At 44.5% G+C, this 24,700-nt stretch carries 30 protein-coding genes; 2 read left to right on the top strand and 28 right to left on the bottom strand.

What is annotated here, in order from left to right; all coding sequences use genetic code 11:
- Nucleotides 1-12: 12 nt before the first annotated feature.
- Nucleotides 13-309 (bottom strand): lipoprotein YqiH, encoded by a 297-nt coding sequence (gene yqiH / locus V756_RS0113490; RefSeq protein ID WP_024715109.1) that lies wholly within the window; start codon nt 307-309, stop codon nt 13-15.
- Between the two features lie 325 nt (nt 310-634).
- Between yqiH and V756_RS1000000123930 the strand changes: the two genes are divergently transcribed.
- Nucleotides 635-769, top strand: a complete 135-nt coding sequence (locus V756_RS1000000123930; protein WP_003236876.1) for a hypothetical protein — start codon at nt 635-637, stop codon at nt 767-769.
- Between the two features lie 71 nt (nt 770-840).
- Entirely contained in the window at nt 841-1,959 is a 1,119-nt protein-coding gene (locus tag V756_RS0113475) for an NADH-dependent flavin oxidoreductase (RefSeq protein WP_024715108.1), read from the top strand.
- A gap of 214 nt (nt 1,960-2,173) precedes the next feature.
- Here V756_RS0113475 and V756_RS0113465 read toward each other — a convergent pair whose 3' ends face one another.
- From V756_RS0113465 to aroQ, 27 genes are all read right to left on the bottom strand, one after another.
- The gene (locus tag V756_RS0113465; protein WP_255210032.1) at nt 2,174-2,359 is read right to left on the bottom strand and encodes a hypothetical protein; all 186 of its coding nucleotides are present in this window, start codon (nt 2,357-2,359) and stop codon (nt 2,174-2,176) included.
- Between the two features lie 137 nt (nt 2,360-2,496).
- Nucleotides 2,497-3,300, bottom strand: coding sequence for a sporulation transcription factor Spo0A (gene spo0A / locus V756_RS0113460; protein WP_003226427.1), 804 nt, complete (start codon nt 3,298-3,300; stop codon nt 2,497-2,499).
- Nucleotides 3,301-3,576: 276 nt separating this feature from the next.
- Entirely contained in the window at nt 3,577-4,857 is a 1,281-nt protein-coding gene (gene spoIVB, locus V756_RS0113455; protein WP_024715106.1) for a SpoIVB peptidase, read from the bottom strand.
- Between the two features lie 172 nt (nt 4,858-5,029).
- The gene (recN, locus tag V756_RS0113450; protein WP_024715105.1) at nt 5,030-6,760 is read right to left on the bottom strand and encodes a DNA repair protein RecN; all 1,731 of its coding nucleotides are present in this window, start codon (nt 6,758-6,760) and stop codon (nt 5,030-5,032) included.
- A 35-nt stretch (nt 6,761-6,795) separates the two neighbouring features.
- Complete coding sequence (gene argR, locus V756_RS0113445; protein WP_014114358.1) at nt 6,796-7,245, bottom strand: arginine repressor ArgR; 450 nt, start codon at nt 7,243-7,245, stop codon at nt 6,796-6,798.
- A gap of 96 nt (nt 7,246-7,341) precedes the next feature.
- Nucleotides 7,342-8,187, bottom strand: coding sequence for a TlyA family RNA methyltransferase (locus V756_RS0113440; RefSeq protein WP_024715104.1), 846 nt, complete (start codon nt 8,185-8,187; stop codon nt 7,342-7,344).
- Complete coding sequence (gene dxs / locus V756_RS0113435; protein ID WP_024715103.1) at nt 8,184-10,085, bottom strand: 1-deoxy-D-xylulose-5-phosphate synthase; 1,902 nt, start codon at nt 10,083-10,085, stop codon at nt 8,184-8,186. The genes V756_RS0113440 and dxs overlap by 4 nt, the downstream gene beginning before the upstream one ends.
- 178 nt (nt 10,086-10,263) lie before the next feature.
- Complete coding sequence (locus tag V756_RS0113430; RefSeq protein ID WP_024715102.1) at nt 10,264-11,154, bottom strand: polyprenyl synthetase family protein; 891 nt, start codon at nt 11,152-11,154, stop codon at nt 10,264-10,266.
- Nucleotides 11,144-11,398 (bottom strand): exodeoxyribonuclease VII small subunit, encoded by a 255-nt coding sequence (locus V756_RS0113425; RefSeq protein WP_003226409.1) that lies wholly within the window; start codon nt 11,396-11,398, stop codon nt 11,144-11,146. The genes V756_RS0113430 and V756_RS0113425 overlap by 11 nt, the downstream gene beginning before the upstream one ends.
- A complete protein-coding gene (gene xseA, locus V756_RS0113420; RefSeq protein WP_024715101.1) occupies nt 11,395-12,741 on the bottom strand; it encodes an exodeoxyribonuclease VII large subunit in 1,347 nt (448 codons plus the stop codon). The genes V756_RS0113425 and xseA overlap by 4 nt, the downstream gene beginning before the upstream one ends.
- A 135-nt stretch (nt 12,742-12,876) precedes the next feature.
- Nucleotides 12,877-13,728, bottom strand: a complete 852-nt coding sequence (folD, locus tag V756_RS0113415) for a bifunctional methylenetetrahydrofolate dehydrogenase/methenyltetrahydrofolate cyclohydrolase FolD (protein WP_014114365.1) — start codon at nt 13,726-13,728, stop codon at nt 12,877-12,879.
- Between the two features lie 11 nt (nt 13,729-13,739).
- A complete protein-coding gene (nusB, locus tag V756_RS0113410) occupies nt 13,740-14,135 on the bottom strand; it encodes a transcription antitermination factor NusB (protein ID WP_003226401.1) in 396 nt (131 codons plus the stop codon).
- Between the two features lie 263 nt (nt 14,136-14,398).
- Nucleotides 14,399-14,806 (bottom strand): fatty acid biosynthesis protein YqhY, encoded by a 408-nt coding sequence (gene yqhY, locus V756_RS0113405; RefSeq protein WP_024715100.1) that lies wholly within the window; start codon nt 14,804-14,806, stop codon nt 14,399-14,401.
- Between the two features lie 20 nt (nt 14,807-14,826).
- Complete coding sequence (accC, locus tag V756_RS0113400) at nt 14,827-16,179, bottom strand: acetyl-CoA carboxylase biotin carboxylase subunit (RefSeq protein WP_024715099.1); 1,353 nt, start codon at nt 16,177-16,179, stop codon at nt 14,827-14,829.
- Nucleotides 16,180-16,190: 11 nt separating this feature from the next.
- Nucleotides 16,191-16,664: an acetyl-CoA carboxylase biotin carboxyl carrier protein gene (gene accB / locus V756_RS0113395; RefSeq protein ID WP_024715098.1), complete on the bottom strand. Its 474-nt coding sequence runs from the start codon at nt 16,662-16,664 to the stop codon at nt 16,191-16,193.
- Nucleotides 16,665-16,818: 154 nt separating this feature from the next.
- Nucleotides 16,819-17,475, bottom strand: coding sequence for a stage III sporulation ratchet engulfment protein SpoIIIAH (gene spoIIIAH / locus V756_RS0113390; protein ID WP_024715097.1), 657 nt, complete (start codon nt 17,473-17,475; stop codon nt 16,819-16,821).
- Entirely contained in the window at nt 17,476-18,165 is a 690-nt protein-coding gene (gene spoIIIAG, locus V756_RS0113385) for a stage III sporulation protein AG (RefSeq protein WP_024715096.1), read from the bottom strand.
- Nucleotides 18,158-18,778, bottom strand: a complete 621-nt coding sequence (spoIIIAF, locus tag V756_RS0113380) for a stage III sporulation protein AF (RefSeq protein WP_024715095.1) — start codon at nt 18,776-18,778, stop codon at nt 18,158-18,160. The genes spoIIIAG and spoIIIAF overlap by 8 nt, the downstream gene beginning before the upstream one ends.
- 13 nt (nt 18,779-18,791) lie before the next feature.
- A complete protein-coding gene (spoIIIAE, locus tag V756_RS0113375; protein ID WP_024715094.1) occupies nt 18,792-19,991 on the bottom strand; it encodes a stage III sporulation protein AE in 1,200 nt (399 codons plus the stop codon).
- An 18-nt stretch (nt 19,992-20,009) separates the two neighbouring features.
- Entirely contained in the window at nt 20,010-20,411 is a 402-nt protein-coding gene (spoIIIAD, locus tag V756_RS0113370) for a stage III sporulation protein AD (protein ID WP_024715093.1), read from the bottom strand.
- A 6-nt stretch (nt 20,412-20,417) separates the two neighbouring features.
- On the bottom strand, nt 20,418-20,624 hold the full coding sequence (gene spoIIIAC, locus V756_RS0113365; protein ID WP_003153142.1) for a stage III sporulation protein AC: 207 nt from the start codon (nt 20,622-20,624) through the stop codon (nt 20,418-20,420).
- A gap of 22 nt (nt 20,625-20,646) precedes the next feature.
- Nucleotides 20,647-21,162, bottom strand: coding sequence for a stage III sporulation protein SpoIIIAB (gene spoIIIAB, locus V756_RS0113360; protein WP_024715092.1), 516 nt, complete (start codon nt 21,160-21,162; stop codon nt 20,647-20,649).
- Nucleotides 21,156-22,079, bottom strand: coding sequence for a stage III sporulation protein AA (gene spoIIIAA, locus V756_RS0113355; RefSeq protein ID WP_024715091.1), 924 nt, complete (start codon nt 22,077-22,079; stop codon nt 21,156-21,158). Before spoIIIAA ends, spoIIIAB begins: the two co-directional genes overlap by 7 nt.
- Nucleotides 22,080-22,153: 74 nt before the next feature.
- Complete coding sequence (locus tag V756_RS0113350; RefSeq protein WP_003226379.1) at nt 22,154-22,435, bottom strand: YqhV family protein; 282 nt, start codon at nt 22,433-22,435, stop codon at nt 22,154-22,156.
- Nucleotides 22,436-22,579: 144 nt separating this feature from the next.
- Entirely contained in the window at nt 22,580-23,137 is a 558-nt protein-coding gene (gene efp / locus V756_RS0113345; protein ID WP_024715090.1) for an elongation factor P, read from the bottom strand.
- 24 nt (nt 23,138-23,161) lie between these two features.
- Nucleotides 23,162-24,223, bottom strand: a complete 1,062-nt coding sequence (papA, locus tag V756_RS0113340; RefSeq protein WP_024715089.1) for an aminopeptidase PapA — start codon at nt 24,221-24,223, stop codon at nt 23,162-23,164.
- A gap of 2 nt (nt 24,224-24,225) precedes the next feature.
- Entirely contained in the window at nt 24,226-24,666 is a 441-nt protein-coding gene (gene aroQ / locus V756_RS0113335) for a type II 3-dehydroquinate dehydratase (RefSeq protein WP_024715088.1), read from the bottom strand.
- Nucleotides 24,667-24,700: the final 34 nt, after the last annotated feature.

Raw genomic sequence — 24,700 nt, 5'->3', positions numbered from 1 at the left:
CCCCCGGTCTTTTTATGATGCATTCCTCTGCAGCTGAATATCTTCCAGCTGTAAGGTTCCATTATCCTTTTTGATATATTTCACCTGGACATTTGTGTGACCTGGCAGTGATTCACATTCATCACGCTTATTTTTCGGAACTTGAATCATAGTTTCTTCTCCATTCAGAGAAACAGCGATCGTATGAGGATCAGCAGAGCCAATGTATTTTCCCTCTTCGGTAAACCTCGGGGCTGAGTCATCCGCACTTGCAACACTGCACCCTGAGAGAAGGAGCACAGTAAACAGCAAAAGAACCGTTTGTTTCACATGATCACCTCTTCCTGATGTTTGGCTTTTATCTTTGACCAGAATGGCAGATTTGTAAAGCAGGTGTGGAAGCCCGCACTGCGGTTCCACATTTTTCAAAGGGGCTATACGACCTGATCATTTCCTGTTGTTAGAAAGAAAGCAATCGTATTTGTCTATGAGGATCGCTCTAATTGAGGCGCATATTTGAAAAAATTAACGGAAAGAAGCAACTTTTTATTCATTTTAAAAAATGTGAGGAATATGCGAGCAAATCGTTTGACGGCTGAATCAGCGAGGCGTAACCTTTTAAAGGATATTCACTTTACAGAAAGAAGTTACAGCCATGAAAAAATTCGTTCTGCTGCTCGCTGCAGCGGTCATCACTTGCACCATTGGCCACCAAATCAGCGGCGGCTACAAAGCTCCTGAAAAAGAGCGAAGAAAACATCACTCTGTACTCAAGATATTCAGCCGGTGAAGCAGATCATTTGCATTAATTTTTACATATAGGCTAGAATATGTGCGAATCTAACGAAAGAAGATGATGAAATGAACCCTAAGTATAAACCGCTCTTTGAACCGTTTACGTTTAAAAGCGGCGTTACAATCGACAACCGGATCACAGTAGCACCCATGACTCATTATTCATCTAATGATGACGGCTCGATATCTGATGCAGAGCTTGACTATATCATTCCCCGCTCAAAAGAGATGGGAATGGTGATTACAGCATGCGCAAATGTCACACCTGACGGAAAAGCTTTTCCCGGACAGCCGGCCATCCATGATGATTCCAACATTTCAGGTTTGAAAAAATTAGCACAAGCCATTCAGGCACAAGGCGCTAAAGCAGTTGTGCAAATTCATCACGGCGGCATTGAATGCCCGCCTGAGCTCGTCCCACAACAAGATGTTGTAGCACCAAGTGACGTGTTTGATAACGGCAAGAAAATCGCCCGCGCCTTAACAGAAGAGGAAACGGAAAACATTGTAAAGGCATTTGGAGAAGCAACAAGACGCGCTATTGAAGCCGGCTTTGACGGTGTTGAAATTCACGGTGCAAACGGCTATTTGATTCAGCAGTTTTATTCTCCGAAAACCAATCAACGCACAGATCGCTGGGGAGGAAGCGACGAAAAACGATTAGCCTTCCCGCTTGCTATTGTCGATGAAGTCAAAAAAGCCATTGCAGAACATGCGAAGGGTGCATTCTTAGTCGGCTACCGTCTGTCTCCTGAAGAACCTGAGACACCAGGATTGACAATGACTGAAACCTTTACGCTTGTTGACGCTTTAGGGGATAAAGAATTGGATTACCTTCATATCTCACTGATGGATGTGAACTCAAAAGCGCGCCGCGGCGCAGATCCAACTCGCACACGCATGGATTTATTGAAAGAACGTGTCGGAAACAAAGTGCCGCTGATCGCTGTCGGTTCCATTCATTCTGCAGATGACGCACTGGCTGTGATCGAAAACGGCATTCCGCTAGTCGCTATGGGACGCGAAATTTTAGTTGACCCTGACTGGGCTGTAAAAGTAAAAGATGGCCGGGAAAAACAAATCGAAACAGTGATCAAAGGCACAGATAAAGAAAAATATCACTTGCCTGAACCGCTGTGGCAAGCGATTGTAAACACGTCTGGCTGGGTGCCTTATAAAGACTAATATATAAAGACTGCCGAAACGGATTCGGCAGTCTTTTTTCCCTTTATATAAATAGTTTATGTACACATCTAAACAATAAAAGTATGAGTTCCCCACCCGCTTCGAAAAGAAAGTCTAGGAAAAGCCCATCACGCTTTCTTGTTTTTTTCTTTTTCATTCATACGTCTCCTTTAAATAAAATACACCTTACTTACGATTTTAGAGGAGGAAGGTTTCAATTTGATTCTGATTGTTTGGTTTTGATTCTCCAAGCAGCGAGGACACATGAAACCATGACCGTAAATGAGATAAAGTCGATAAACATGCCGAGTATTCGTGATTCTGTCATGATGTTCGAATTGACGCAAAGCGCAAGAATAAATAGTGCAATCACCAATCCATACTTTTCAAACACAAGCATCGCTCCTTACGGAAAATAAATTTTTCATTCCACACCTATCATAACAAATGTCCGCAAAAACAAAACGCCTCCTATTTATCAGTGCAAACCAATAAATAAAAGACGTTTGATTTAATTATCACTTCATATGTTCACGCTTAAGAAGCCTTATGCTCTAATCTCAGCTTATCCGCAACCATCGCAATAAACTCGCTGTTGGTCGGCTTAGCTTTTGTCATGCTGACGGTATAACCGAACAGTGAGGAGATGGAATCAATGTTTCCTCTGCTCCATGCCACTTCAATCGCATGGCGAATCGCTCTTTCTACACGGCTTGCAGTTGTGTTGAATTTTTTGGCAATGTCTGGATAGAGGACTTTTGTAATGCTGCCGAGCAATTCGATGTCATTGTATACCATTGAGATTGCTTCGCGTAAATAGAGATAACCTTTAATATGTGCTGGGACTCCGATTTCATGGATAATGCTTGTGATGCTCGCATCGAGATTTTTCTTCTTTGGTTCAGGCTGGCTGCTGCGTATAATGCTGCTTTGGGATGATGGCGCACGATGCGTCACACTGCTGGCATTTCCGCTGACCTGGCGGATATGTCCGACAAGGTTTTCCATATCAAACGGTTTGAGAATAAAGTAGGACGCGCCTAAATCGACGGCCTTTTTCGTGACATCTTCCTGCCCAAAGGCTGTCAGCATAATGACATTCGGCTGTTTCTTAAGATCTGATTCCCTTAGCCTCTCTAAAACCGCAAGTCCGTCTAAATGCGGCATAATAATATCTAATACGAGCACATCGGGATCTTTTTCTTTAAACAACGACAGGCACTCCTGTCCGTTATAGGCAACACCGATCACTTCCATGTCTTCCTGTCCTTCTATATATTCACTCAACAGGCTTACCAGCTCTCGATTATCATCAGCAACACAAACTTTAATTTTCTCCACGTTTCTTCCTCCCCAAATGTAGTTAACAGGATTCACCCTTGCTACATGTTTACATTCGACAAAACCGCTATATACCCTCTAAAAAAAATCATTATCACCAATATTAGTGGCATATCTTTGTTATTCTATGTTTTTCTCTGTTTTTCGACTAAAAATGAAATTTGACAAACAAGGAAACGTGAATTTGTCGAAAAATCTTCTTTTGTATATTTTACCGTATGTATTCTGAGAAGTGAAGAGGGATCAAAACAAAAAAACTGCCGGAAATTCCGGCAGTCAGCTTGCTTTTTCTTTTCCGTAAATATCGATTCCCGCTTCTGACAGCATCCATTCAATATGAACGCCATAGCCGCTTGTCGGATCATTTACAAATACATGGGTGACAGCGCCGATCACTTTTCCATTTTGAATGATCGGACTTCCGCTCATTCCCTGTACGATCCCGCCTGTTTCTTTCAACAGCCTTGGATCAGTTATTTTTAAAACCATTCCTTTTGTCGCAGGGAATTTTTGCGGCGTTGTGCTGACGATTTCTATATCAAATTTTTCTACCTTGTCGTCATCAATGACCGTTAAAATTTCAGCAGGCCCTTTTTTGACTTCAGTAGAAAACGCAACCGGCAATGCTCGATCTGAAATGTTGTTTTGAATCGGCTGATGCAGTGTGCCGAAAATGCCAAATGGGCTGTTTCTGTTTATATCGCCGATCGTTTTGCGTTCTGAGGAAAATCGCGCCAGTTTTTCTCCCGGATTTCCGCCTGTCCCTTTTTCAATGGATGTTACAGTGGATTTAACGATTTCTCCATTCTCCACTACGATTGGTTTCTTTGTGTCCATATCGGAAATCACGTGGCCAAGTGCTCCGTATTTTTTTGTTTTTGGTTCATAAAAGGTCATGGTGCCGATGCCAGCGGCAGAATCCCTGATGTATAAACCAATTCTGTACTTGCCTTCAGCTTCATCTTTTTCCGGAATGAGCTTTGTTTTGATTTTCTGTTTCTCACGTTTAATCAGCAAGTCTAACGATTCCCCAGTTTTACCGGCTTTCTGGATAAATGGGGCAACATCATTCATTTTTTCAATTTTCTGTCCATTCATCTCGATAATGATGTCGCCTGCTTGAATACCGGCCGTTTCGCCCGGAGATTTCTTACCTTCACTTGTATTGATTTGGTGAAATCCGACGACGAGAACACCGACGGAATGAAGTTTTACACCGATTGATTGTCCGCCGGGTATGACCTTTAAATCAGGAAGAACTTGCACTTTTGTTTTTTTAATGGGAAATCCGGCTAAATCATATACTAATTCAGACTTCCCTGATTTTTTGCCTGTCACCTTGATTTCATGCGGGTCTTTCTTAACTGTAAACGCTTCTGACGATTCTTGTGCATGAGCGTCTACTGATAAACCCGTTTCAATCGCTTGTGTTTGCGTTTCAAATACTCTCATTTGCGTTGGAATCAGTAAATACTCTTTTAGCGGTTTGCATAAACCTACACTTAATAACGAAACAAGGAGAATTAAACCTACTGCTTTTCTGATGTTATCGGGCATTCACTACTTCACTCTCCTCGCTCCTATCCCACACCTTCTTTGACTTGCTGCTACATCATTTAATTTTGCCTTCCGACGGCTTATTTATAACTGTCATATAAAGAAAAACATTGGATATACTGATGAACGAATGGATGTGTGCGAAAAAAATAAGCTGCGCTTCTCGCGCAGCTTACCCTGTTGTTTTGACTTGATCCGCTTGTTTTAAAAGTTCTTTCGCATGGCGTTTTGTTAAGTCTGTCACTTCGACTCCGGCAATCATGCGCCCGATTTCCGCCACCTTTTCCTGGTGAGAAAGCGGCTTGACACGGGTCGTCGTTCTGCCGTCTTTTAATTCCTTCGCAATATAAAGATGCGTATCTGCCATGGCCGCTACCTGAGGCAAATGTGTAATACACAGCACTTGTGATCCTATTGACACTTTGTGGATCTTCTCAGCGATTGCCTGTGCGACTCTGCCGCTTACACCGGTATCGACTTCATCAAAAATAATCGATGTCACGTCCTGCTGAGAAGAAAAAATGCTTTTTATGGCAAGCATGACCCGTGACAGCTCTCCGCCGGAAGCAACTTTCGAAAGAGATTTCAATGGTTCGCCTGTATTGGTTGAAATTAAAAACTTCACCAAATCAATCCCTTGTTCAGACAGCTGAACAGGCTGGCCGTTTACAACCGGCGCCTCCTCATTGTGAGACGCTGTTCTGACCTTAAACTCCGTATCAAACGTTGATTTTTCCATGTACAGGCTTTTTAATTCCCGATGAATTTCATCAGCCAGTTTTTTTGCCCATGCTTTCCGAATTTGCGAAACATTTGCCGCTTCCACTGCAACATCTTTGCCGACTGAGTCAAGCTCCATCTTCAAAGTTTGAAGATGGCTGTCCCTGTTTTCTATTTGGTCAATCTCTTCTTCAATCTTAGAAGCATATTCTAAAATGTCCTCAACAGTTGCACCGTATTTTCGCTTCAGCTGTTTCATCTCATTGAGACGAGCTTCAATATAGTTCAGCCTATCCGGATCATATTCAAGCTCATCCAGCATATTTCTCATCTGAAATGTAGCGTCTTCCAGAAGATAGTAAGAATTCGAAACACTTTCGGACAGTTTTTTAAGCGGTTCATTAATATCCGATATATCTTCAAGCTGCGCTGATGCCATTCCGACCCAATCCAGTCCGCCCTGCTCACTGCGCAGCGCGTTATATGCATTTTGCAGCGATTCATAGATCTTCTCAAAGTTTGAAATTTGCTGGCGTTCTTCTTGGAGCTGTTCATCTTCATTAAGCTCAAGCTTTGCCGATTCAATTTCTTCCAGCTGAAATTGAATCAGATCCAGTCGATGGGCCATTTCCTGTTCGCTTTCAGAAAGCTGCTTTAGCTTTTTAAGGAGCTTCATATACCGCTGATACCCTTCCTGATACGCTTGGAGTGCGCTTTCCACTTCGATTCCGGCAAACTTGTCCAAAAGCTGGAGATGATTTTCGTCCTCCATTAACAGCTGGTTATCGTGCTGCCCGTGAATATCTAATAAAAGCCTTCCGATCTCTCTTAGCGAGGCAATCGTGACAAGCTTGCCATTCACACGGCAAACACTTTTTCCGCTCGTGCTGATATCCCTTCTCATGACAATCATTTCGTCTGAAACGTCGATTCCCTGCTCAGCGCATACACCAAAAACGGGATGGCCGCTCTCCAATAGAAACAGCCCTTCAAGCTCGGCTTTTGCCTCTCCATATCTGACAAATTCAGATGATCCGCGGCCGCCGACTAAAAGAGAAATGGCGTCTATGATAATGGATTTGCCGGCTCCGGTTTCTCCTGTTAATACCGTAAGCCCTCGTTCAAAAGAAACCGTCAGTTCCTCAATAATGGCAAAGTTTTTAATCGATAGTTCAGCTAACAAACAGCATTACACCTCTTATCTTTGTTAGATTTCTCTTACAGCAGCTCAAGCAGCCTGTTTTTTACGCCGTCTGTATCTTCAGGAGTCCGGCAAATAATTAAAATCGTGTCATCTCCGCAAATGGTCCCCATTATTTCATCCCAGTCCAGGTTATCCATCAGCGCCCCGATTGCCTGAGCGTTGCCTGGCATCGTTTTCAGCACAATCATATGGCTTGCTGAGTCTATTTTCACAAATGCGTCCATCAATGCCCGCTTCAGCTTGGACAGCGGGTTGAAACGCTGGTCTGCCGGAAGACTGTATTTGTATGAGCCGTTATTCGTAGGCACTTTCACAAGGTGAAGTTCTTTAATATCACGTGAAACCGTGGCTTGTGTTACTTTGTATCCATCCTGCTTCAGCATGTCGACCAATTCATCCTGCGTTTCGATTTCATTGCTTGTAATGATCTCTCTGATTTTAATATGCCTCTGGCCTTTGTTCATGTAAGCACCTCTATTTCCAGCTTATCTGTTCTTTTATGTTATATGATTCTCTGCAAATTGTACATGAATGCAGAAAAAAGGAATAATAGCGCCCTATTATTCCGGTACATCTGCTTTTTTTTCTTTTAACGTCTTATGCGCCTCTTCAACAACGCGATTGATCTCTTCTTCCGACAGCTCCTGTCCTTCCTGTCCTTCTCCCGGCCAATGCAAATGAAGGAGGAATTCGATATTTCCGTCTCCTCCCGTAATCGGTGAAAATGACAGGCCTTGGCAGATATAGCCTTCAGCCGCAGAAAAACTGATCATTCGCTTCAGAACATCAGCATGCACTTTAGGGTCTCTGACAATCCCTTTTTTGCCGACTGATTCCCGTCCCGCTTCAAACTGCGGCTTAACAAGAGCCATGCAGTCGCTGTCCGGTACAAGCAATGTTTTGAGAACGGGCAGGATGAGCCGCAGTGAAATAAAGGACACATCAATTGTGGCAAACTCCGGCATGCCCTTAGTAAAGTCTGCCGGTGTTGCATAACGGAAGTTCGTCCGTTCCATCACGACGACCCGTTCATCCTGTCTGAGCTTCCATGCAAGCTGATTGTAGCCTACATCTACTGCATATGACTGTTTCGCTCCATTTTGCAGGGCGCAGTCCGTAAAACCGCCAGTGGAAGAGCCAATATCAATCATGATTTTGTCCTTCACAGAGACGGGAAACTCCTTCAGCGCTTTTTCAAGCTTCAAACCGCCTCTGCTTACATATTTCAGCGGGTTTCCTTTAACCGTTAAAGGAAGGTCGCGGTCAATCTTTTCCCCAGGCTTGTCCAAGCGGTTTTCGTTTGAATAGACGATCCCCGCCATAACGGCTCTCTTGGCTTTTTCCCGCGTCTCGGCCAGCCCTCTTTCTACTAGTAATACATCTAATCGTTCTTTCTTTGACGTCATGATCCAATTCCTTTGTGTGTCTTCGGCGGCATCATTAATCTAATGCGGTTTGCCGTCTGCTGTTTTGTCAGTCCAATTTCTTCAAGTAGCGCCGTTACACTTCCGTGTTCGATAAATCGATCGGGAATGCCCATTCTATCGATTGGTGTATGATATTCACCTTGATCATGAGCAAATTCTAAAATCGAGCTTCCGAAACCGCCTTCTAAGACCGCTTCTTCAATCGTTAAAATCGGCAAGCCTTCTTTTAGGATACTCTTCATCATCTTTTCATCAATCGGCTTAATAAAACGCGCATTCACAACGCGCACGGAGAGGCCTTCTTTTTGCAGCTCTTCAGCAGCTTCAAGCGCCATTTCGATCGTTGTTCCAAATGTTAAGATGACAGCATCGTTTCCCGGGCGCAGCACTTCCCACGTCCCAAGCGGAATCGTTTTGAGCTGTTCATCCATTTTTACGCCGAGTCCGTTTCCCCGCGGAAAACGCATCGCAATCGGGCCTTCGTCATAGCTGAGTGCGGTATGAACCATATGCTGTCCTTCGTTTTCATCTTTCGGCATCATTAAGACCATGTTTGGAATGTGGCGCATAAACGCAATATCAAACACGCCTTGATGTGTCTCTCCGTCCGCGCCTACGAGTCCTGCACGGTCTATTCCAATAAACACATTGGCATTTTGGCGGCAGATGTCGTGAAGCACTTGGTCATACGCTCTTTGCAGGAAGGTTGAATAAATCGCCAAAAATGGTTTCATTCCCTGCATTGCCATAGCTGCTGCCATCGTTGCGGCATGCTGTTCTGCGATTCCTACGTCGAACATGCGATCAGGGAATTCCTTCGCGAAGCCTTCAAGCTTTGAGCCGACAGGCATAGCCGGCGTAATGGCTACAATCCGTCCGTCCTCGCGTGCCATTCGCTGCACAGTGCCGCTGACAAGGCCGCTCCATGATGGAGCTGCGGCTTTCGGCTTTACAAAGTCACCGGTATTAATTTTATAAGGGCCGGTCCCGTGCCATGTACCGATCGTATCGGTTTCAGCCGGTTTGTACCCCTTCCCTTTTTTCGTGATGACATGCAGGAGAACAGGGCCCTTCGTTTTTTTGGCGTATTGAAGATTTTCAATCAGCTCATGGTAAGAATGTCCGTCCACCGGGCCTAAATACGTAAAACCAAGCTCCTCAAAAAACATTCCGGATACGAGCATGTATTTCAGGCTGTCTTTGACACGTTCCGCCGTGGCGGCAAGTTTGCCTCCAACTGCCGGAATCTTTTTAAACAAATATTCGAGCTCATCTTTCACCCACTGGTATTTTCCGGCAGTGCGCAGCCGCCCAAGCATAGAATGAATGGCGCCCACATTCGGTGCAATACTCATTTCATTGTCATTTAGAATGACAATCATGTCTTTTTTCTCGTCGCCGATATGATTCAGGGCTTCAAGCGCCATTCCGCCGGTCAGCGCGCCGTCCCCAATGATCGGAATAATAAATTCATCCGTTCCCTTAATATCACGAGCTGCTGCCATTCCCATCGCGCCTGAAAGAGAAGTTGAGCTGTGTCCGGTTTCCCACACATCATGCTCGCTTTCACTCCGCTTTGGAAATCCGCAAAGCCCTTTGTACTGGCGAAGCGTCGCAAATTCTTTTCCGCGTCCTGTCAGCAGCTTATGGACATACGATTGATGGCCTACATCCCATAAAAATTTGTCTTTCGGGCTGTTAAATTCCTTATGCAATGCAACAGTAAGCTCAACGACACCTAAGTTTGGACCGATGTGGCCGCCGGAAGCAGATAAAGTTGTAATTAAAAATTGACGGATTTCATCACTTAATTTTTCTAATTCATCAATGGACATGTTTTTTAAAAACGACGGGTCCTGTATTGATAAAAGATCCAAAGCGGATCAACTCACTTTCAGCATGAATTTCTGCAATGATACATGTCTTCCGTATGCCGAGCTGCCAATGGCCAATCTCAGACATAAAAAAAGACAAACGCACTTTTCCTTTTCACTTTTCATATAAACTGCTTACATTTTACCATATCTCGTGCAGCCGCTTCAAATTAGGATCGTTTTAATGATCTCTTGCCGCAATTAAATCACAAAGCTCATATAAAAGGTCTTTTTGAAGAGAGAGCCCGCCGATCAAACGCTTCGCCTCTTTTATATGAACATCCAATTTATGTTTGGCCCCTTCCAGTGACAGGAGTGACGGGTACGTCGATTTGTCGTTTGTTGTATCCGAGCCGACTCGCTTGCCGATTTTCTCTTCACTGCCTTCTAGATCTAAAATGTCGTCTCTGATTTGAAAGCCAATTCCAATGTGGCTGCTGAAGGTACGCAGCGTTTCGATGTCTTCCTCAGGCGCATCCGCCAAAATAGCACCGGCGATTATGCAAAAACCAAGGAGTTTGGCCGTTTTCCGCTCATGAATGGATTCGAGTTCCTCAAGCGTAACTTGACGGTTTTCCGCTTCCATATCAGCTACTTGTCCCCCGACCATGCCTTCAGTGCCTGCCGCTGAAATCAGTTCATTCACAAGCCGAAGGCGCTTCTCTGCTGACACCTCGTCTGACACGTGGGAGGTGATCAGCTTAAAGCTTTCTGTTAGAAGCCCGTCACCCGCTAATACCGCTGTCGCTTCACCAAACACTTTATGGTTTGTCGGCTTCCCGCGGCGCAAATCGTCATCATCCATACAAGGAAGATCATCATGAATTAACGAATACGTATGAATCATTTCAACGGCACATCCGACCGGTATACCGTCTTTTTCACCTTTACCATATGCGTTTAAAACGGCCAGTACAATGAGAGGACGCAGCCGCTTTCCTCCAGCCTCAAGGGAATAGAGCATAGATTTTTTTAATGAGTCCGGCATATCAAGCTTTTCTGTATAGACATAAAGCTGTTTTTCAATCGTTTCTTTCCGCTCCGCCAGAAAGCTCGTTAAATTATTTGTCACCTTCGTCTTCCTCCTGAACACTAAAAGGTGCCAGTTCGCCGTCTTCTTTCAAAATGAAGTCCATTTGTTTTTCAACTTTTTGCAGCTTTTCGTGACACATTTTTGAAAGAGCCATTCCTTCCTGAAAATAGTTAATTGCTTGCTCTAAAGGCACATCGCCCTCTTCAAGCTTTGACACAATGCTCTCAAGCCCTTTCATCGCCTCTTCAAATGTCATGTTTTCATTTTTTTTCACGTCTGTCATTTTTCTTCCCCTCTCTTTTCTAATACTTCGCAGGTCACAACGCCATCCTTCAGCTTGACCTCAAGCTGGTCCTTCTCTTCTATCTGACTGACACTTTTAATGAGTTCGTCTTCTTTATAAGCCAAGCTGTATCCTCTTTCCATCACTTGAAGAGGACTTAACGCATTCAGCTTGCCAAGAACGGATTGAAATTGGGAGTGCAGCTGCTTCATTTGGATGGACATATTTTTTTTCAGCTGGTTTGTTTGTTCTTCGTAGCGTGTTTTTGCTTGCTTCAGCTGTTCATGAGGATGAAGGGCCTCTAATCTGTATGTTTCACGCTCAAGCTGTCTGTTTTTTCGATCTAAAAGAGCGGTAAGCTGTGCCTGAAACTGCTGATAAGCAAGATCAAACTGCTGCTCTTTTTGTGCGTACAACCGTTTTGGAAAACGAAAGGCATACGAGGATTGCAGCGATTGAATCCGTTCTTTTTTCTGGCCAAGGTGCTGCTGCATCGCTCTTGTCATTCTGACTTCCGCTGTTTTTGTCCGTTCGATTAAATCAGTGGTATGCGGTACAGCAATCTCAGCTGCTCCTGTCGGTGTTGCGGCTCTGATATCAGCGACAAAATCACTGATCGTAAAGTCCGTTTCGTGCCCGACCGCCGATATAATCGGAATGCCGGATGCAAAGATCGCGCGTGCTACAATTTCTTCATTAAACGCCCACAGTTCTTCTATCGAACCGCCGCCTCTCCCGACAATTAATACATCGCAAATCTGTTTTTCATTTGCCTCTTCTATGCGCTTTACGATAGATCTGCTCGCATTTTCGCCTTGTACGAGCGCTGGAAGAACAATGACTTTTACAAGGGGATATCTTCTTTTTAGAGTTGTAATGACGTCTCTGACAGCGGCACCCGTCGGAGATGTCACAACCCCGATTGTGGCTGGAAATGCGGGGATTTGTTTTTTGTAACGGTCGTCAAATAAACCTTCTCCGGCAAGCTTCTTTTTTAGCTCTTCATACGCTAAATAAAGCGCTCCGACCCCGTCAGGCTGCATTTCTTTGGCATATAGCTGATAGTTTCCGCTCGGTTCATATACAGAAATTCCGCCTCTGACCAGCACCTTCATGCCGTTTTCAGGCTTAAAAGGCAGACGCTCGCTTTGCCTCGCGAACATCACCGACTGCATTCTGGCGTTTTCGTCTTTCAATGTGAAATAAATGTGGCCTCTTGTGTGTATTTTGACATTCGATAATTCGCCTTTAATCCAAATATTTTCAAGGTGAGGATCTACATCGAATTTTCGTTTTATATACTTTGTCAGCGCTGAGACAGTAACATACGCTGTTTCGCCCATGTCTCAAACTCCTCTCATAAGCATTCCTGCACCATAACTAAAGAAAACCCGCTCTGGCATAGGAGCCTGAAGAAGCGGGTATCGTGCTCATATTCACGGCTGGTAAACATTTCGCCTGTGAATATCTCCAATAATCTATGATAACGTACGTTTCGCAGATTTAACAGTATTATGCGCAAGCATCGTGATGGTCATCGGACCTACTCCGCCCGGAACCGGCGTGATGAAGGATGCCTTTTCCTTCGCCCCTTCAAATTCAACGTCTCCGCAAAGCTTTCCGCTTTCCAGACGATTCACACCGACGTCAATGACAACAGCGCCCTCTTTGATCTGGTCTGCGCTGATGAAATTGGCTCTGCCGACTGCCACCACCAGGATGTCCGCTTTTTTCGTATGTTCTGTCATATTTTCTGTTCTTGAATGACAGTAAGTAACCGTCGCGTTTTCATTTAATAAAAGCTGGCCGACAGGTTTGCCGACAATATTGCTTCGGCCGACTACAACAACTTCTTTACCGGAAAGGTCAATATTGGTTTTCTTCAAAAGCTCAACAATTCCGTGAGGCGTACAAGGAAGAAACGTATCTTCGCCAAGCAGCATTTTCCCTACGTTTAATGGATGAAAACCGTCTACATCTTTATCAGGAGAGATACGTTCAATCACCGCTTTTTCAGAAATGTGGTCTGGAAGCGGAAGTTGAACGAGAATGCCGTGAAACTCAGGATCTTGATTGTACTGATCGATAATGGAAAGCAGTTCAGCTTCTGTGAGGCTGCTGTCAAATTGATCGAGCTTGAAATTCATTCCCATCGTTTCAGCCGCTTTTTTCTTTCCTCGCACGTAAGAGTGAGAAGCAGGATCATCTCCAATCAAAATAACCGCAAGCCCTGGAGTGACGCCTTGCTTTTTAAGCTCTTCTACCTCTTTTGCCAATTGTTCGCGTTTTTCTCTAGCCGTTTCTTTTCCGTCGATGATTGTTGCAGTCATTTTCTTTCCTCCTATGATTGTTCAATATCAGATTTAATGTTAGAAAGAACCCCGTTTACAAACTTTGTCGCTTTGTCATCACCAAACCGTTTTGCCAGCTCAATTGCTTCGTTCATAGAGACATTCACCGGAATGTCTTCAGCATATGCCATTTCGTATGCTGCCAAACGTAAAATCGCGCGGTCAACATTGGCAATCCGATCAAGCTTCCAATTCACAAGATGCTTGGAGATCATTTCATCCAGCTGGACTTGGTGTTCCAATACCCCGTGTACAAGCTGTTCAAAGAAAGGATCTGTTTTTTCTTCATCCAGTGCGTGTTCGATGGCTTCATTCACTGCAATATCGCTGACATCAATTTGAAATAGTGCCTGCAAAGCTTTTTCTCTTGCTGTTCTTCTTTTCATTTTCTTTCTCCTTTGATCCTCTTTATCCGCTTGTCGTTAAGCCACAAAGAGATCATAACATATTTTTTTCGCATCCGCATATTGAAATCAAGGTTTTCCGCCCTATTACCGAATATTTTCAAACACCTTAATATGATCATTCGGATTTCACGATCATGAAGAAACTCGGCTGCCTTGAGCCGGCTTTCTTCATGCTTTGAAATAAAGGGTAACGTGTAAAAAAACCAAAGGGCCGCCCTCCCCTTGGTTTCGTGTTAAGCCATTTACATTTCTTCGTCGATTTGGACTTCCTGGGCTTTTGTGTCAAATTGAATGCCGACGATGTGAATATTGATTTCATTAATCGCAAGAGACGTCATATTTAATAAGGTTTGACGAATGTTTTCCTGAACGGACGCTGCAACTTTCGGAATGGAAACACCGAATGACACGACACAGTAAACATCGATCGTAATTCCGTCATCCGCCAGGTCGACTTTGACACCTTTGCCATGATTCACTTTACCGAAGCGTTCGACGACGCCTGTCGCAAAGTTTCCTCGCATTTCGGCAACACCGTCAACTTCAGAGGCTGCAATGCCGGAAATAACTTCAATGACTTCCGGTGCAATCTCAACCTTACCCAAATGCGTATCTTCTTGATCCATTTTAAGCAAGCTATTGTCTTTCATTCAATTCACCTCCATAAAAATTATGAGCCCATTACATCATATGTTTCTAAAAATTTCGTATTAAACTCTCCGCTCACAAATGTTTCGTGTTCAAGCAGTTTTAAGTGGAACGGGATTGTCGTCTCAACGCCTTCGATGACGAATTCGCTTAACGCGCGCTTCATGCGGGAAATCGCTTCATCCCTCGTTTTTCCGTATGTGATTACTTTTGCAATCATGCTGTCGTAATACGGTGGAATGGAATAGCCCGGGTACACAGCTGAATCAATACGGACGCCAAGACCGCCAGGAGGCAGGTACATTTTAATTTCACCAGGTGACGGCATAAAATTTTTACTTGGATTTTCTGCGTTAATTCGGCATTCGATAGCCCAGCCTTCAAATTCAACATCTTCTTGCTTGAGGCTCAGTTCCATTCCCGATGCCACTTTGATTTGTTCCTTAATCAAATCAGTTCCCGTTACCATTTCTGTGACTGGGTGCTCTACCTGGATTCTCGTGTTCATTTCCATGAAGTAATAGCGCTGTTCATTGTAGTCATAAATAAATTCAACTGTTCCAGCACCTGTATAGCCAACCGCTTTTGCAGCCTTTACCGCTGCATCTCCCATCTGCTCCCGGATTTCTGAATCAAGGGCAGGAGATGGCGATTCTTCCAAAAGCTTTTGCAGGCGTCTTTGAATCGAGCAGTCGCGTTCCCCTAAATGAATGGTATTTCCGTAGTTATCGGCAAGCACCTGGATCTCAACATGGCGAAAATCTTCTATGTATTTTTCGATGTATACACCTGGATTGCCGAATGCTGTTGCGGCTTCCTGCTGTGTAATCTTAATGCCGTTAATCAGTTCCTCTTCAGTGCGGGCAACCCTGATCCCTTTTCCGCCTCCGCCTGCAGTGGCTTTTATAATAACAGGATACCCAATTTCATTAGCAAGCGAAACCGCTTCTTCCACATTTTCTATAATTCCTTGTGATCCCGGCACGATTGGCACGCCAGCCTGCTTCATCGTTTCCCGCGCAACATCTTTTGTTCCCATTTTTGAAATGGCGTCAGCACTCGGGCCGACAAATATGACGTTAACTTCTTCACATAATTCAGCGAAATCGGCATTTTCAGCTAAAAATCCATATCCCGGATGAATAGCGTCCGTGCCTGTCAGTTTCGCAACACTCACAATATTAGTAACGTTTAAATAGCTGTCTTTTGATGCTTTCGGTCCAATACAAAAAGCTTCATCGGCCATTTGAACATGAAGGGCATCTTTATCAGCTTCTGAATAAACAGCGACAGTCTCAATTCCGAGCTCTTTGCAGGCTCTGATGATTCTGACAGCAATTTCTCCTCGGTTGGCGATCAATAGCTTTTTAATCATGTTAAGTCTCCTTACTCTGCTTTCACAAGAAATAGAGGTTGTCCGTATTCAACCAGCTGGCCGTTTTCTGCTAATACTTCAACAATTTCACCTTTTACTTCGGCTTCGATTTCGTTGAAAAGCTTCATCGCTTCTACAATGCAGACAACTGTGTTTTCATTTACTTTTGAACCGGCTGTTACATACGGGCCTGCTTCCGGTGATGAAGATGCATAAAACGTCCCTACCATTGGTGAAGTGATTTTATGCAAATTCTCATCTTGCTTCGGTGCTTCTTGAGCAGGTGCCGGCGCTGCTTGCTGCTGAACCGCCTGCGGAGCCTGTGCCTGTACAGGTGCAGCAGGTGCCTGCTGCATGACTTGAACAGTTCCTGCTTCATGTTTTTTCAGTTTTAAGGATACACCTTCATTTTCATATACGAATTCGTCAATTGTAGACTCATCAATTGCTTTTATCAGCTCGTGGATTTCTTTCATATTTAACATTCAATCGCACTCCTATGTATGAAATTTCTTTTTTATAGGTTACTACTAAAAGTACATACTATGTTTATCTTACAGGAGCGGACTTTTGAATTCAACTCTAATATCATTGTCACGCCAAAAGCCCGCTGCTTAAGCGGGCGTGTTTTTCTCTTATTTACTTAGACGGCTCAAATGTAACAGCGACGTCTTTCATTGTTTTAATTTCTTTTGCCACAAGGTCTATAATGGCTGTCGCTTTCGATTTGGAGTGTTTGTCTGATTTGACTGTAATGTTGATTTTATCTCCTTCAGCATTAACAAGCGCGTCTTCGTAGCCTTGTGTTTTAATAAGGGTTTCAAGCTGTTTTTCTGTTCCTTCCACTTCACTGAGAGCCGTCATTTTATCATATGCTGCGCTCTTTTCTTTTGCTGTTGCGTCATCGCTTGACACAATGGCGTTCAGCTCTTCTCTTTCTTTGCTTCTGGCATCTTCTAAATCAAGGCGGTATGTCGTAAACAGATCATCGTCGGCTGTTTCTGTTACAACAGTTCCTTTTTCATTGGCTTCAGCGGAGGTTTCCTTATCTGCTGATGAATCTTTCGTGCCCTTTGTTCCATCTTCTTTTCCTTTTTCAGTTTCTGTACCGCTTTTTTCCTTCGTGTCTTGTTTAACAGGCGCTTTTTCAGTTGCGACCTCTCCTGAGTCAGATGCGCTTTTTTCACTTTGCATTTGCACGGTATTTTTGCTTTCCGGCGACATGATATAGTAGACGCTTAACACCACGACAAGACTGAGCATTGTTAATAGCCAAACGGTTTGTTTTTTGAGCATTTATGAATCCTCCTTTATTTTTTTAGGGGCAACCGCAACCCGGTGGCTTGGAACATCCAGGACCCGTGTCACCGCTTCAATAATGGTTTGTTTTATTTGAACGTTGTCCACTCCTTGAGCAACAACGAGTACACCGCGTATATCAGGCTTTTTCGTTTGGACGACGACGGGTGTTTCTTTATCGCCATTTTTGATCATGACAATTTCCTCTTCTGATGTCTGGTCAGTCACACTTCTTGTTCCGCCTTCTTTGTCTGTTTCTTCAGTGGTTGTATTTTTGTTTGATTTGTTTTTTTCGTATACTTTCAGCGACGTTGCGTCAACATTCACGACAACCGAGACATCCTCTACACCTATGATGGTTTCAAGAATTTCCTTCAGCTGATTTTCGTATTCTTTTTCATAGTCATCGATCGAGTCTTTAGGTTTATCAGATTTAGAGGCTTTAAACACTTCGGCTGTTTTCTCTTTGCCGTCTGCGGCATCTTGTGATGATACGGCCGTTATCGTTTTGGCGCTTTCTGTTTTCTCAGGTGAAGAAAACAGCTGGCTGACAAGCATAAAGGAAACTCCGAGAACAAAAACGAACAGAAAGTAATGATATTTGGTCAGCTTCGGCTTTTCACCGTCCTTCGTTTGCCCCGGGAGAAACTGCTTTTTCAAAACATTCCATAATCCGTTTTTATTCATTGCCGACACTCTCCCCGCCTTCCATATGAACCGTAATTTTCTCACTTCCGATTTCCCAAATGTCCGCAAGCTGTGACTGGATTTGTCTGGCTTCTTTTTGTTCTGCTGCTTCTTTCGTTACGTATGCGTGATCTGTATCAATGTTGACCGGCGCGACCGTTTGGACTGTTTTTTCAGAAGACGGGGCCATGTACACGCTGATTGTTTTAATATCCTCTTCTGAATCTACCTTTTCTCCCGCCATCAGTTTGATGCGGCCTACTTTGTATTCATCATGACTGAATCTCTCCTCCGCTTTCTGTTTTAATTGGACAGCCATTTCTTCTAAAATATATGCGCGCTGGGAAGCTTGTATTTCTATTTTTTTTGAATTGACTTGATTTTTTATATCGGCAGACTCTGACTGCCCGTTTTTTGTGAGGTATTCAAAGATGACTTCGGGGTCTGTATTGAAAAGCTTAAAAATCGGAGTGAGCATGACGACAATCAAGAGCAGGCTGACTACCATTTTTGCGTACTTTTGCATGCTGGAGCTCGGCAGCAGCATGTCGATCACAATTGCAAATAGGATAAACAACACGATGGTGGTAAGCCATTCAGTTAAAAAACTCATCTGCCAGCCTCCTTTATTTCATCATCATCGTGAGGTTTCCGGCTGTGATTATGACGGTAAGGCTTAAAAAAAACATGAGAGACACAATGGCGAGAGCGGCAAAAATATAAATCACGCTTTTGCTGATAACATCCAGGCAGGTAATGACGGGCCCGCCACCAAGCGGCTGAAGAATTGCGGCTGCCAGCTTATAAATAAAAGCGAGGGAGAGCACTTTGATTGCCGGAAAAGCCGCAATACAGATCAAAATCGCGACACCGAGAATTCCTACTGTATTTTTCAGCAATAAGGAAGCGCTGATCACTGTATCTGTCGCATCTGTAAACATTCGGCCAAGCACAGGAATAAAGTTTCCGGTTATGAATTTAGCCGTCCTGAGCGTAATGCCGTCTGTCACTGCAGCTGAAGCCCCTTGAACAGAAATGACGCCGAGAAAGATGGTGAGAAAGACGGCCAGTGCTCCGATGGCGATATTTCTGAGCAGGTTGGCCAGCTGCGTGACTTTATATTGCTCGGTCATTGTGCTGACGATGCTTAAAATCGCTGATAAGAAAATCAACGGCATGACAATATTCTGAATCAAGAGACCGCTCGTATTCATCAGAAAGAGGATAACAGGATGAAAGAAGGCAGCAGATACAGCTCCGCCTGAGGAAGCCAAAAGCGCCAAGAGGAGCGGAATGAGCGCCAGTATAAAGCTGGTCATCGTCTGAATGGCCTCTGTTGCATAATTGATTGCCACATGAAAACTGTTCAGCGCAAGGATAATCAGCACCATATACACAATTGAGTAGGCGACCTTGCTGACGGTGCTTTGTTGAAACGCATTTTGCAGAAGCTGCAGGATGACGCAAAAAATCGTGAGCAAAATCAATGTGCCCAGCAGCTTACCATTGGCCAGCACTTCATGGAACAAATAAGAAAAGAGAGCTTTCAGCCATTCTTGCGGTGAAAATGATTTATCGCCATTGATAAACTCAATTAAGCTGCCTTTTTGGCTTTCCGGCAGCAGTCCGCCGTACTCTGTCATAATATCATTCCAAAATTCACCGATCTTATCTGTTTCAAGCGAGGCCGCTGTCCTTTCCGCTAATTGCTCAGCCGTTTCAGCATGGTTTTCCGTTTGTTCGGCGTCTCCGGCTGCTTGTACAATGTCAGCTCGTCCCGCTATGAGCAGCACGACCAGAAGAAAAGCCCATTGAAAACGCTTCAATCTACCGCCTCCTTTCGGTTATGACATAGAAGGTATAAGTCCGAGAATTGTTTCGATAATGACTGTTAAAATCGGCACAGCCATCACGAGAATTAAAATTTTCCCCGCCAATTCTATTTTCGAAGCGATGGCCCCTTGTCCGGCGTCTTTGGTGAGCTGGGCCCCGAATTCAGCAATATAGGCGATTCCGATAATTTTTAAAATCGTCTCAACATAAACCATGTTGACATTTGCATTCATCGCGATTTTTTCTATCATTCGAATAATGTCATAGATTTGGTCTACCAAATAAAGAAAAATGGCACAGCCGGCAAACACGACGATTAAAAACGCAAAGGTCGGCTTTTGTTCTTTGACAATTAAAGAAAGGAAGGTGGCAATCAGCCCTAAACCTACAATTTGAACAATGTCAATCTGCAAGCCCCCCTATCCTTGAAATAAAAACACAGCTTTGATCTTTTTAAAAAGGTCATCTACAATCGTGGCAACCATAAATAAAATATAGATAAAACCCAACAGCGTCACCCACTGGGCGTATTCTTTTTTGCCCATTTGATCCAAAATCGTGTGTAAAAATGCCACTACGATCCCCACTCCGGCGATTTGAAATATGACATTCACGTCTACTCCCATTTTATTTTTGCTCCCCTCACGTTTACATCAATAGAAGAATGAGTAACAAGCCTGCTAAAAAGCCTAAACTTTTTATCATCTTTTCATTTTTTGCTTGTGCCTGTTCAGCATCCGCTTCCGAGGCTTCCAAATGTGTCAGCGCCAGCTTGATATGCTTTTGCTGCGAGATTCGATCATGAATACCGAGCGTCTCGCCAAACTGCTTCAGCACTTCGTATTCGTTTTTTTTCAGAGACATGGCATTCCACACCTGTTTTAAGCTTTGCTCCCACGCTGTTTTCGCGGAATCGCTTCCCTTGTCCAGCTGATCACTGAACGTAATAAAAAGAGCCGAAACAGGCTGTGCAAGCTGCTTGGCAATCTGCTGTGAAGCAATATGCAGCGGTGTATGGCCATACATGATTTCAGCCTCAAGGGATTGGAGCGCCGCACGCAGCTGACGGATTTGCCGCGGCCGTTCCGTATAAATCTTCGCCATCTCAAAACCTGTCCATGTTGTCGCTACTACAATGAATACAGCGCCCAGCAGCTTCAGCATGTCTTCACATCCATCGTCCCAGACAGCACATGTCCATCTTTGTCATACATGCGGCTTACTGTGCCCGGCCCCTTTGCTCTCGATAATTCCAAATAGCGGTCAAAGGCTCTTTCTTCCCACAAACGCTTCAATGAAGGCCGCTTCATCAGGTCGGATAAGCTCCAGCCATGCGCCGATACGATTACTGAAACACCTGCATGGAGCGCCTCAAGAAGGGCATCTGTATCTTCCATACGCCCGATTTCATCGACAATGATCACCTCGGGACTCATCGAACGAATCATCATCATCAGCCCCTCAGCCTTCGGACAGGCGTCTAATACGTCAACCCTCCGTCCAAATTGATGCTGCGGAATGCCGCGCAGGCATCCGGCAATTTCTGACCTTTCGTCGACGATTCCTGTTTTCACGGGCAACATGCCGTCTTTACCGGTGCTCGAGAGTCTCGCAAGATCCCGGAGAAGTGTTGTTTTACCGGTTTGCGGCGGTCCGATAATCAGCGTATTTCGCCAGCTGTTTTGATATAAGTATGGAAGCAGCGGTTCCGCAATCCCCAGCTTTTGCCGGGCAATTCGTATATTAAAAGATGTGATGTCACGGAGGCCTTTCACACCTCCGTTTTCCGTAATGACTCTGCCTGCCAGTCCGACTCTGTGGCCGCCTCTGATCGTGACATATCCTTTCTTCAGCTCTTCCTCGAGCGTATACATACTATAATTGCTGAGCCGGCTGAGGATCAGATGGGCATCCTCGACCGTGCCCGCATAGGACAAAAAAACAGGTTGTCCTTTTCGAGTCAATTCAACAGGGCGGTTGACGCGAATTCTGACTTCTTCGATTTCCAGCCATTGATGTTCCGGTATTTCAGAAAGGGCGTTTTTCATGGATTCAGGGAGAACCTCAGCGATTTCATTCAACAGAGCCTCCTCCTTTCTACCGATCGGCTTCTTTAAAATGTATGATGTGAGGCAGACTTTATGACAAGCTCTCTTTATTTATGAACACCCGCTAAAATCAAAACAACACCCGTAAAAATCAGAATCAGCTTTGCATACGACAACTGCCCGGCAATTTGGTAGATTCCGACAGTCATGGTGATGATAAATATCAGCGGACCGACAATAGCAAGAATGCTGTTTACCACAACCGCCTTCCGAACATCGTTTGTCACAAGCATGATAATCGCTGCCGTCAGCTCAATCATAGAGGATAAAACGCGCAAGCCGGCCATCGTTAAAACCGTAGAATTGATGTTTCCAAGCAAAAATTTCATGACACTCTCCCAACCTCCCATTTTTTTATATGATATGCTCTAGCTTCCGGAAGTAGTCTTGTCATTTTCGTATAAAAGAAAGATTCTGTTTTTGGGCACAAAAAAAAGCCTGCTCCCATTTGGGAACAGACTTCTTTTTTCTTTCTATGCTCTTGAAACGTAAGAACCGTCTGATGTATTGACAACAAGTGTGTCGCCTTCGTTCACAAAGAACGGCACGTTGACAACAAGGCCGGTTTCCGTTTTCGCAGGTTTTGTACCGCCTGATGCCGTATCACCTTTAATACCGGGTTCGGTTTCAACAACTTTCAGCTCAACTGTGTTTGGAAGTTCGATACCGAGCGTTTCATCTTGGTACATCATGATATGCACAGACATGTTTTCAAGCAGGTATTTTAATTCCTCTTCGATTTGAGCCGCGCCCAGTTCAAGCTGCTCATAAGAAGAGGTATCCATAAATACGTGCTGATCTCCGTTTGCATAAAGGTATTGCATTGTTTTTGTTTCGATTTGCGCTTTCGCTACTTTTTCACCAGCGCGGAAGGTTTTTTCTTGAATTGCACCAGTGCGCAGGTTGCGAAGTTTAGAGCGGACAAACGCCGCGCCCTTACCAGGTTTTACGTGCTGGAAGTCAACGACGCGCCAAATGCCGCCGTCTACTTCGATAGTTAATCCTGTACGGAAATCGTTAACTGAAATCATGTTTAATGTCCTCCTATATTCCAATCACAAAATAATAAGTTCTTTTGGGGAATGGGTGATTGTCCGGTTGCCGTTTTCTGTAATGACGATGTCATCTTCTATGCGGACACCGCCTGTTTCTGGTATGTAAATGCCCGGCTCCACTGTGACCACCATGCCCGGTTCAAGGATAGCTGAAGATCTGACGGACAATCCCGGCGATTCATGAACTTCCATGCCGAGCCCGTGCCCTGTTGAATGGCCGAAATACTCACCGTAGCCTTTTGCAGCAATGTGATCCCTAGTGAGGGCGTCAGCCTCTTTTCCTGTCATTCCCGGCTTGATATGTGCGACGCCGAGTGCCTGAGCATCAAATACGACCTGATACATCTCCTTCAACTGATCACTAGGCTGACCTACAGCGACCGTACGGGTAATATCAGAACAATATCCTTTATAATAAGCGCCAAAATCAAGCGTAACGAGGTCTCCGCTTTCAATCAGTTTGTCGCTGGCCACACCGTGCGGAAGGCTTGACCGAAGGCCTGAGGCGACAATCATATCAAAAGAAGAGCTGTCTGCCCCCTGACTTCTCATATAAAACTCCAGCTCATTGGCAACAGCGATTTCAGAAATGCCGGGTTTCATAAACGTCAAGATATGTCTAAAGGCATCATCTGCAATCTTCGCAGCTTCCTCTAATATCTTAATCTCTTCACTAGACTTAATCAAGCGCAACTTTTCTACGGATTCAGCCACAGGCACTAATTCAGCCTCACTGATAACCGCGCTGTATGAGGCGTATGTGCCGTATGTCATACTGTTCTGCTCAAAGCCGAGGCGCTTGATCCCGAACACTTCAATTGTGTCGGCCGTAGTCTGGATCAAGCTGCCGCCATGCTCAATGATCTCAAAGCCCTTTACCTGAACCTTCGCCTGCTCTGTATACCGAAAATCCGTAATAAACGCTGCCCTGTCACCTGAAATAACAGCCAAGCCCGCCGAACCAGTGAATCCAGTCATATAGCGTACATTTGTGCTGCTTGTAATCAGCATACCGTCAATACCCAGCTGTCCAAACAGGTTTCTTAATTTCTCTAGCTTCATCTTTATTCTCCCCCTTGCTGGCTTAATAAGTAGCGAACAGCAAGCTTGTAGCCTTCAGCTCCAAGACCGACAATCTGCCCTTTCGCAACCGGAGCGATGACCGACTGATGCCTGAATTCCTCCCTGGCGTATAAGTTTGATAAATGCACCTCAACCACGGGAAGACTGATGCTTGAAACAGCATCTCTGATCGCGTAGCTGTAATGGCTCAGAGCGCCAGGGTTCAGAACAATCCCGTCGTATTGCTCCTCAGCCTCATGTATCGCATCTATCAAATCGCCTTCATGGTTTGACTGGAAGAAAGTAAGCTGGATATGTAAGGCTTCAGCAAAATGAAAAAGATCTGTTTCGATATCGGTCAGTGTCCCGCGGCCGAATACCTCCGGCTCACGCTTTCCCAGCCGATTGACATTCGGTCCATTCAAAATCAAAAAATGAGGCACATGAATCTCTCCTTTTCGCGAGGGTTTCTCATGT

Origin of the sequence: Bacillus tequilensis KCTC 13622 (assembly GCF_000507145.1) — a bacterium.
GTDB lineage: Bacteria > Bacillota > Bacilli > Bacillales > Bacillaceae > Bacillus > Bacillus tequilensis.
The sequence above is the reverse complement of the archived record's forward strand: the minus strand, read 5'-3'. Positions and strand labels throughout refer to the sequence as shown.

Excerpts from the sequence above, each read along its gene's own strand:
- nusB (WP_003226401.1), bottom strand. The coding sequence starts at position 14,135 with ATGAAAAGAAGAACAGCAAGAGAAAAAGCTTTGCAGGCACTATTTCAA.
- folD (WP_014114365.1), bottom strand. The coding sequence starts at position 13,728 with ATGACTGCAACAATCATCGACGGAAAAGAAACGGCTAGAGAAAAACGC.
- V756_RS1000000123930 (WP_003236876.1), top strand. The coding sequence starts at position 635 with ATGAAAAAATTCGTTCTGCTGCTCGCTGCAGCGGTCATCACTTGCACC.
- xseA (WP_024715101.1), bottom strand. The coding sequence starts at position 12,741 with ATGGGCGAAACAGCGTATGTTACTGTCTCAGCGCTGACAAAGTATATA.
- spoIIIAH (WP_024715097.1), bottom strand. The coding sequence starts at position 17,475 with ATGCTCAAAAAACAAACCGTTTGGCTATTAACAATGCTCAGTCTTGTC.
- V756_RS0113465 (WP_255210032.1), bottom strand. The coding sequence starts at position 2,359 with ATGCTTGTGTTTGAAAAGTATGGATTGGTGATTGCACTATTTATTCTT.
- V756_RS0113475 (WP_024715108.1), top strand. The coding sequence starts at position 841 with ATGAACCCTAAGTATAAACCGCTCTTTGAACCGTTTACGTTTAAAAGC.
- V756_RS0113350 (WP_003226379.1), bottom strand. The coding sequence starts at position 22,435 with ATGAAATTTTTGCTTGGAAACATCAATTCTACGGTTTTAACGATGGCC.
- efp (WP_024715090.1), bottom strand. The coding sequence starts at position 23,137 with ATGATTTCAGTTAACGATTTCCGTACAGGATTAACTATCGAAGTAGAC.
- argR (WP_014114358.1), bottom strand. The coding sequence starts at position 7,245 with ATGAACAAAGGCCAGAGGCATATTAAAATCAGAGAGATCATTACAAGC.
- spoIIIAF (WP_024715095.1), bottom strand. The coding sequence starts at position 18,778 with ATGAGTTTTTTAACTGAATGGCTTACCACCATCGTGTTGTTTATCCTA.
- spoIIIAG (WP_024715096.1), bottom strand. The coding sequence starts at position 18,165 with ATGAATAAAAACGGATTATGGAATGTTTTGAAAAAGCAGTTTCTCCCG.
- yqhY (WP_024715100.1), bottom strand. The coding sequence starts at position 14,806 with ATGAAAGACAATAGCTTGCTTAAAATGGATCAAGAAGATACGCATTTG.
- spoIIIAC (WP_003153142.1), bottom strand. The coding sequence starts at position 20,624 with ATGGGAGTAGACGTGAATGTCATATTTCAAATCGCCGGAGTGGGGATC.
- papA (WP_024715089.1), bottom strand. The coding sequence starts at position 24,223 with ATGAAGCTAGAGAAATTAAGAAACCTGTTTGGACAGCTGGGTATTGAC.
- accC (WP_024715099.1), bottom strand. The coding sequence starts at position 16,179 with ATGATTAAAAAGCTATTGATCGCCAACCGAGGAGAAATTGCTGTCAGA.
- spoIVB (WP_024715106.1), bottom strand. The coding sequence starts at position 4,857 with ATGCCCGATAACATCAGAAAAGCAGTAGGTTTAATTCTCCTTGTTTCG.
- accB (WP_024715098.1), bottom strand. The coding sequence starts at position 16,664 with ATGTTAAATATGAAAGAAATCCACGAGCTGATAAAAGCAATTGATGAG.
- V756_RS0113440 (WP_024715104.1), bottom strand. The coding sequence starts at position 8,187 with ATGACGTCAAAGAAAGAACGATTAGATGTATTACTAGTAGAAAGAGGG.
- spoIIIAB (WP_024715092.1), bottom strand. The coding sequence starts at position 21,162 with ATGCTGAAGCTGCTGGGCGCTGTATTCATTGTAGTAGCGACAACATGG.
- V756_RS0113425 (WP_003226409.1), bottom strand. The coding sequence starts at position 11,398 with ATGACAGACGTGAAAAAAAATGAAAACATGACATTTGAAGAGGCGATG.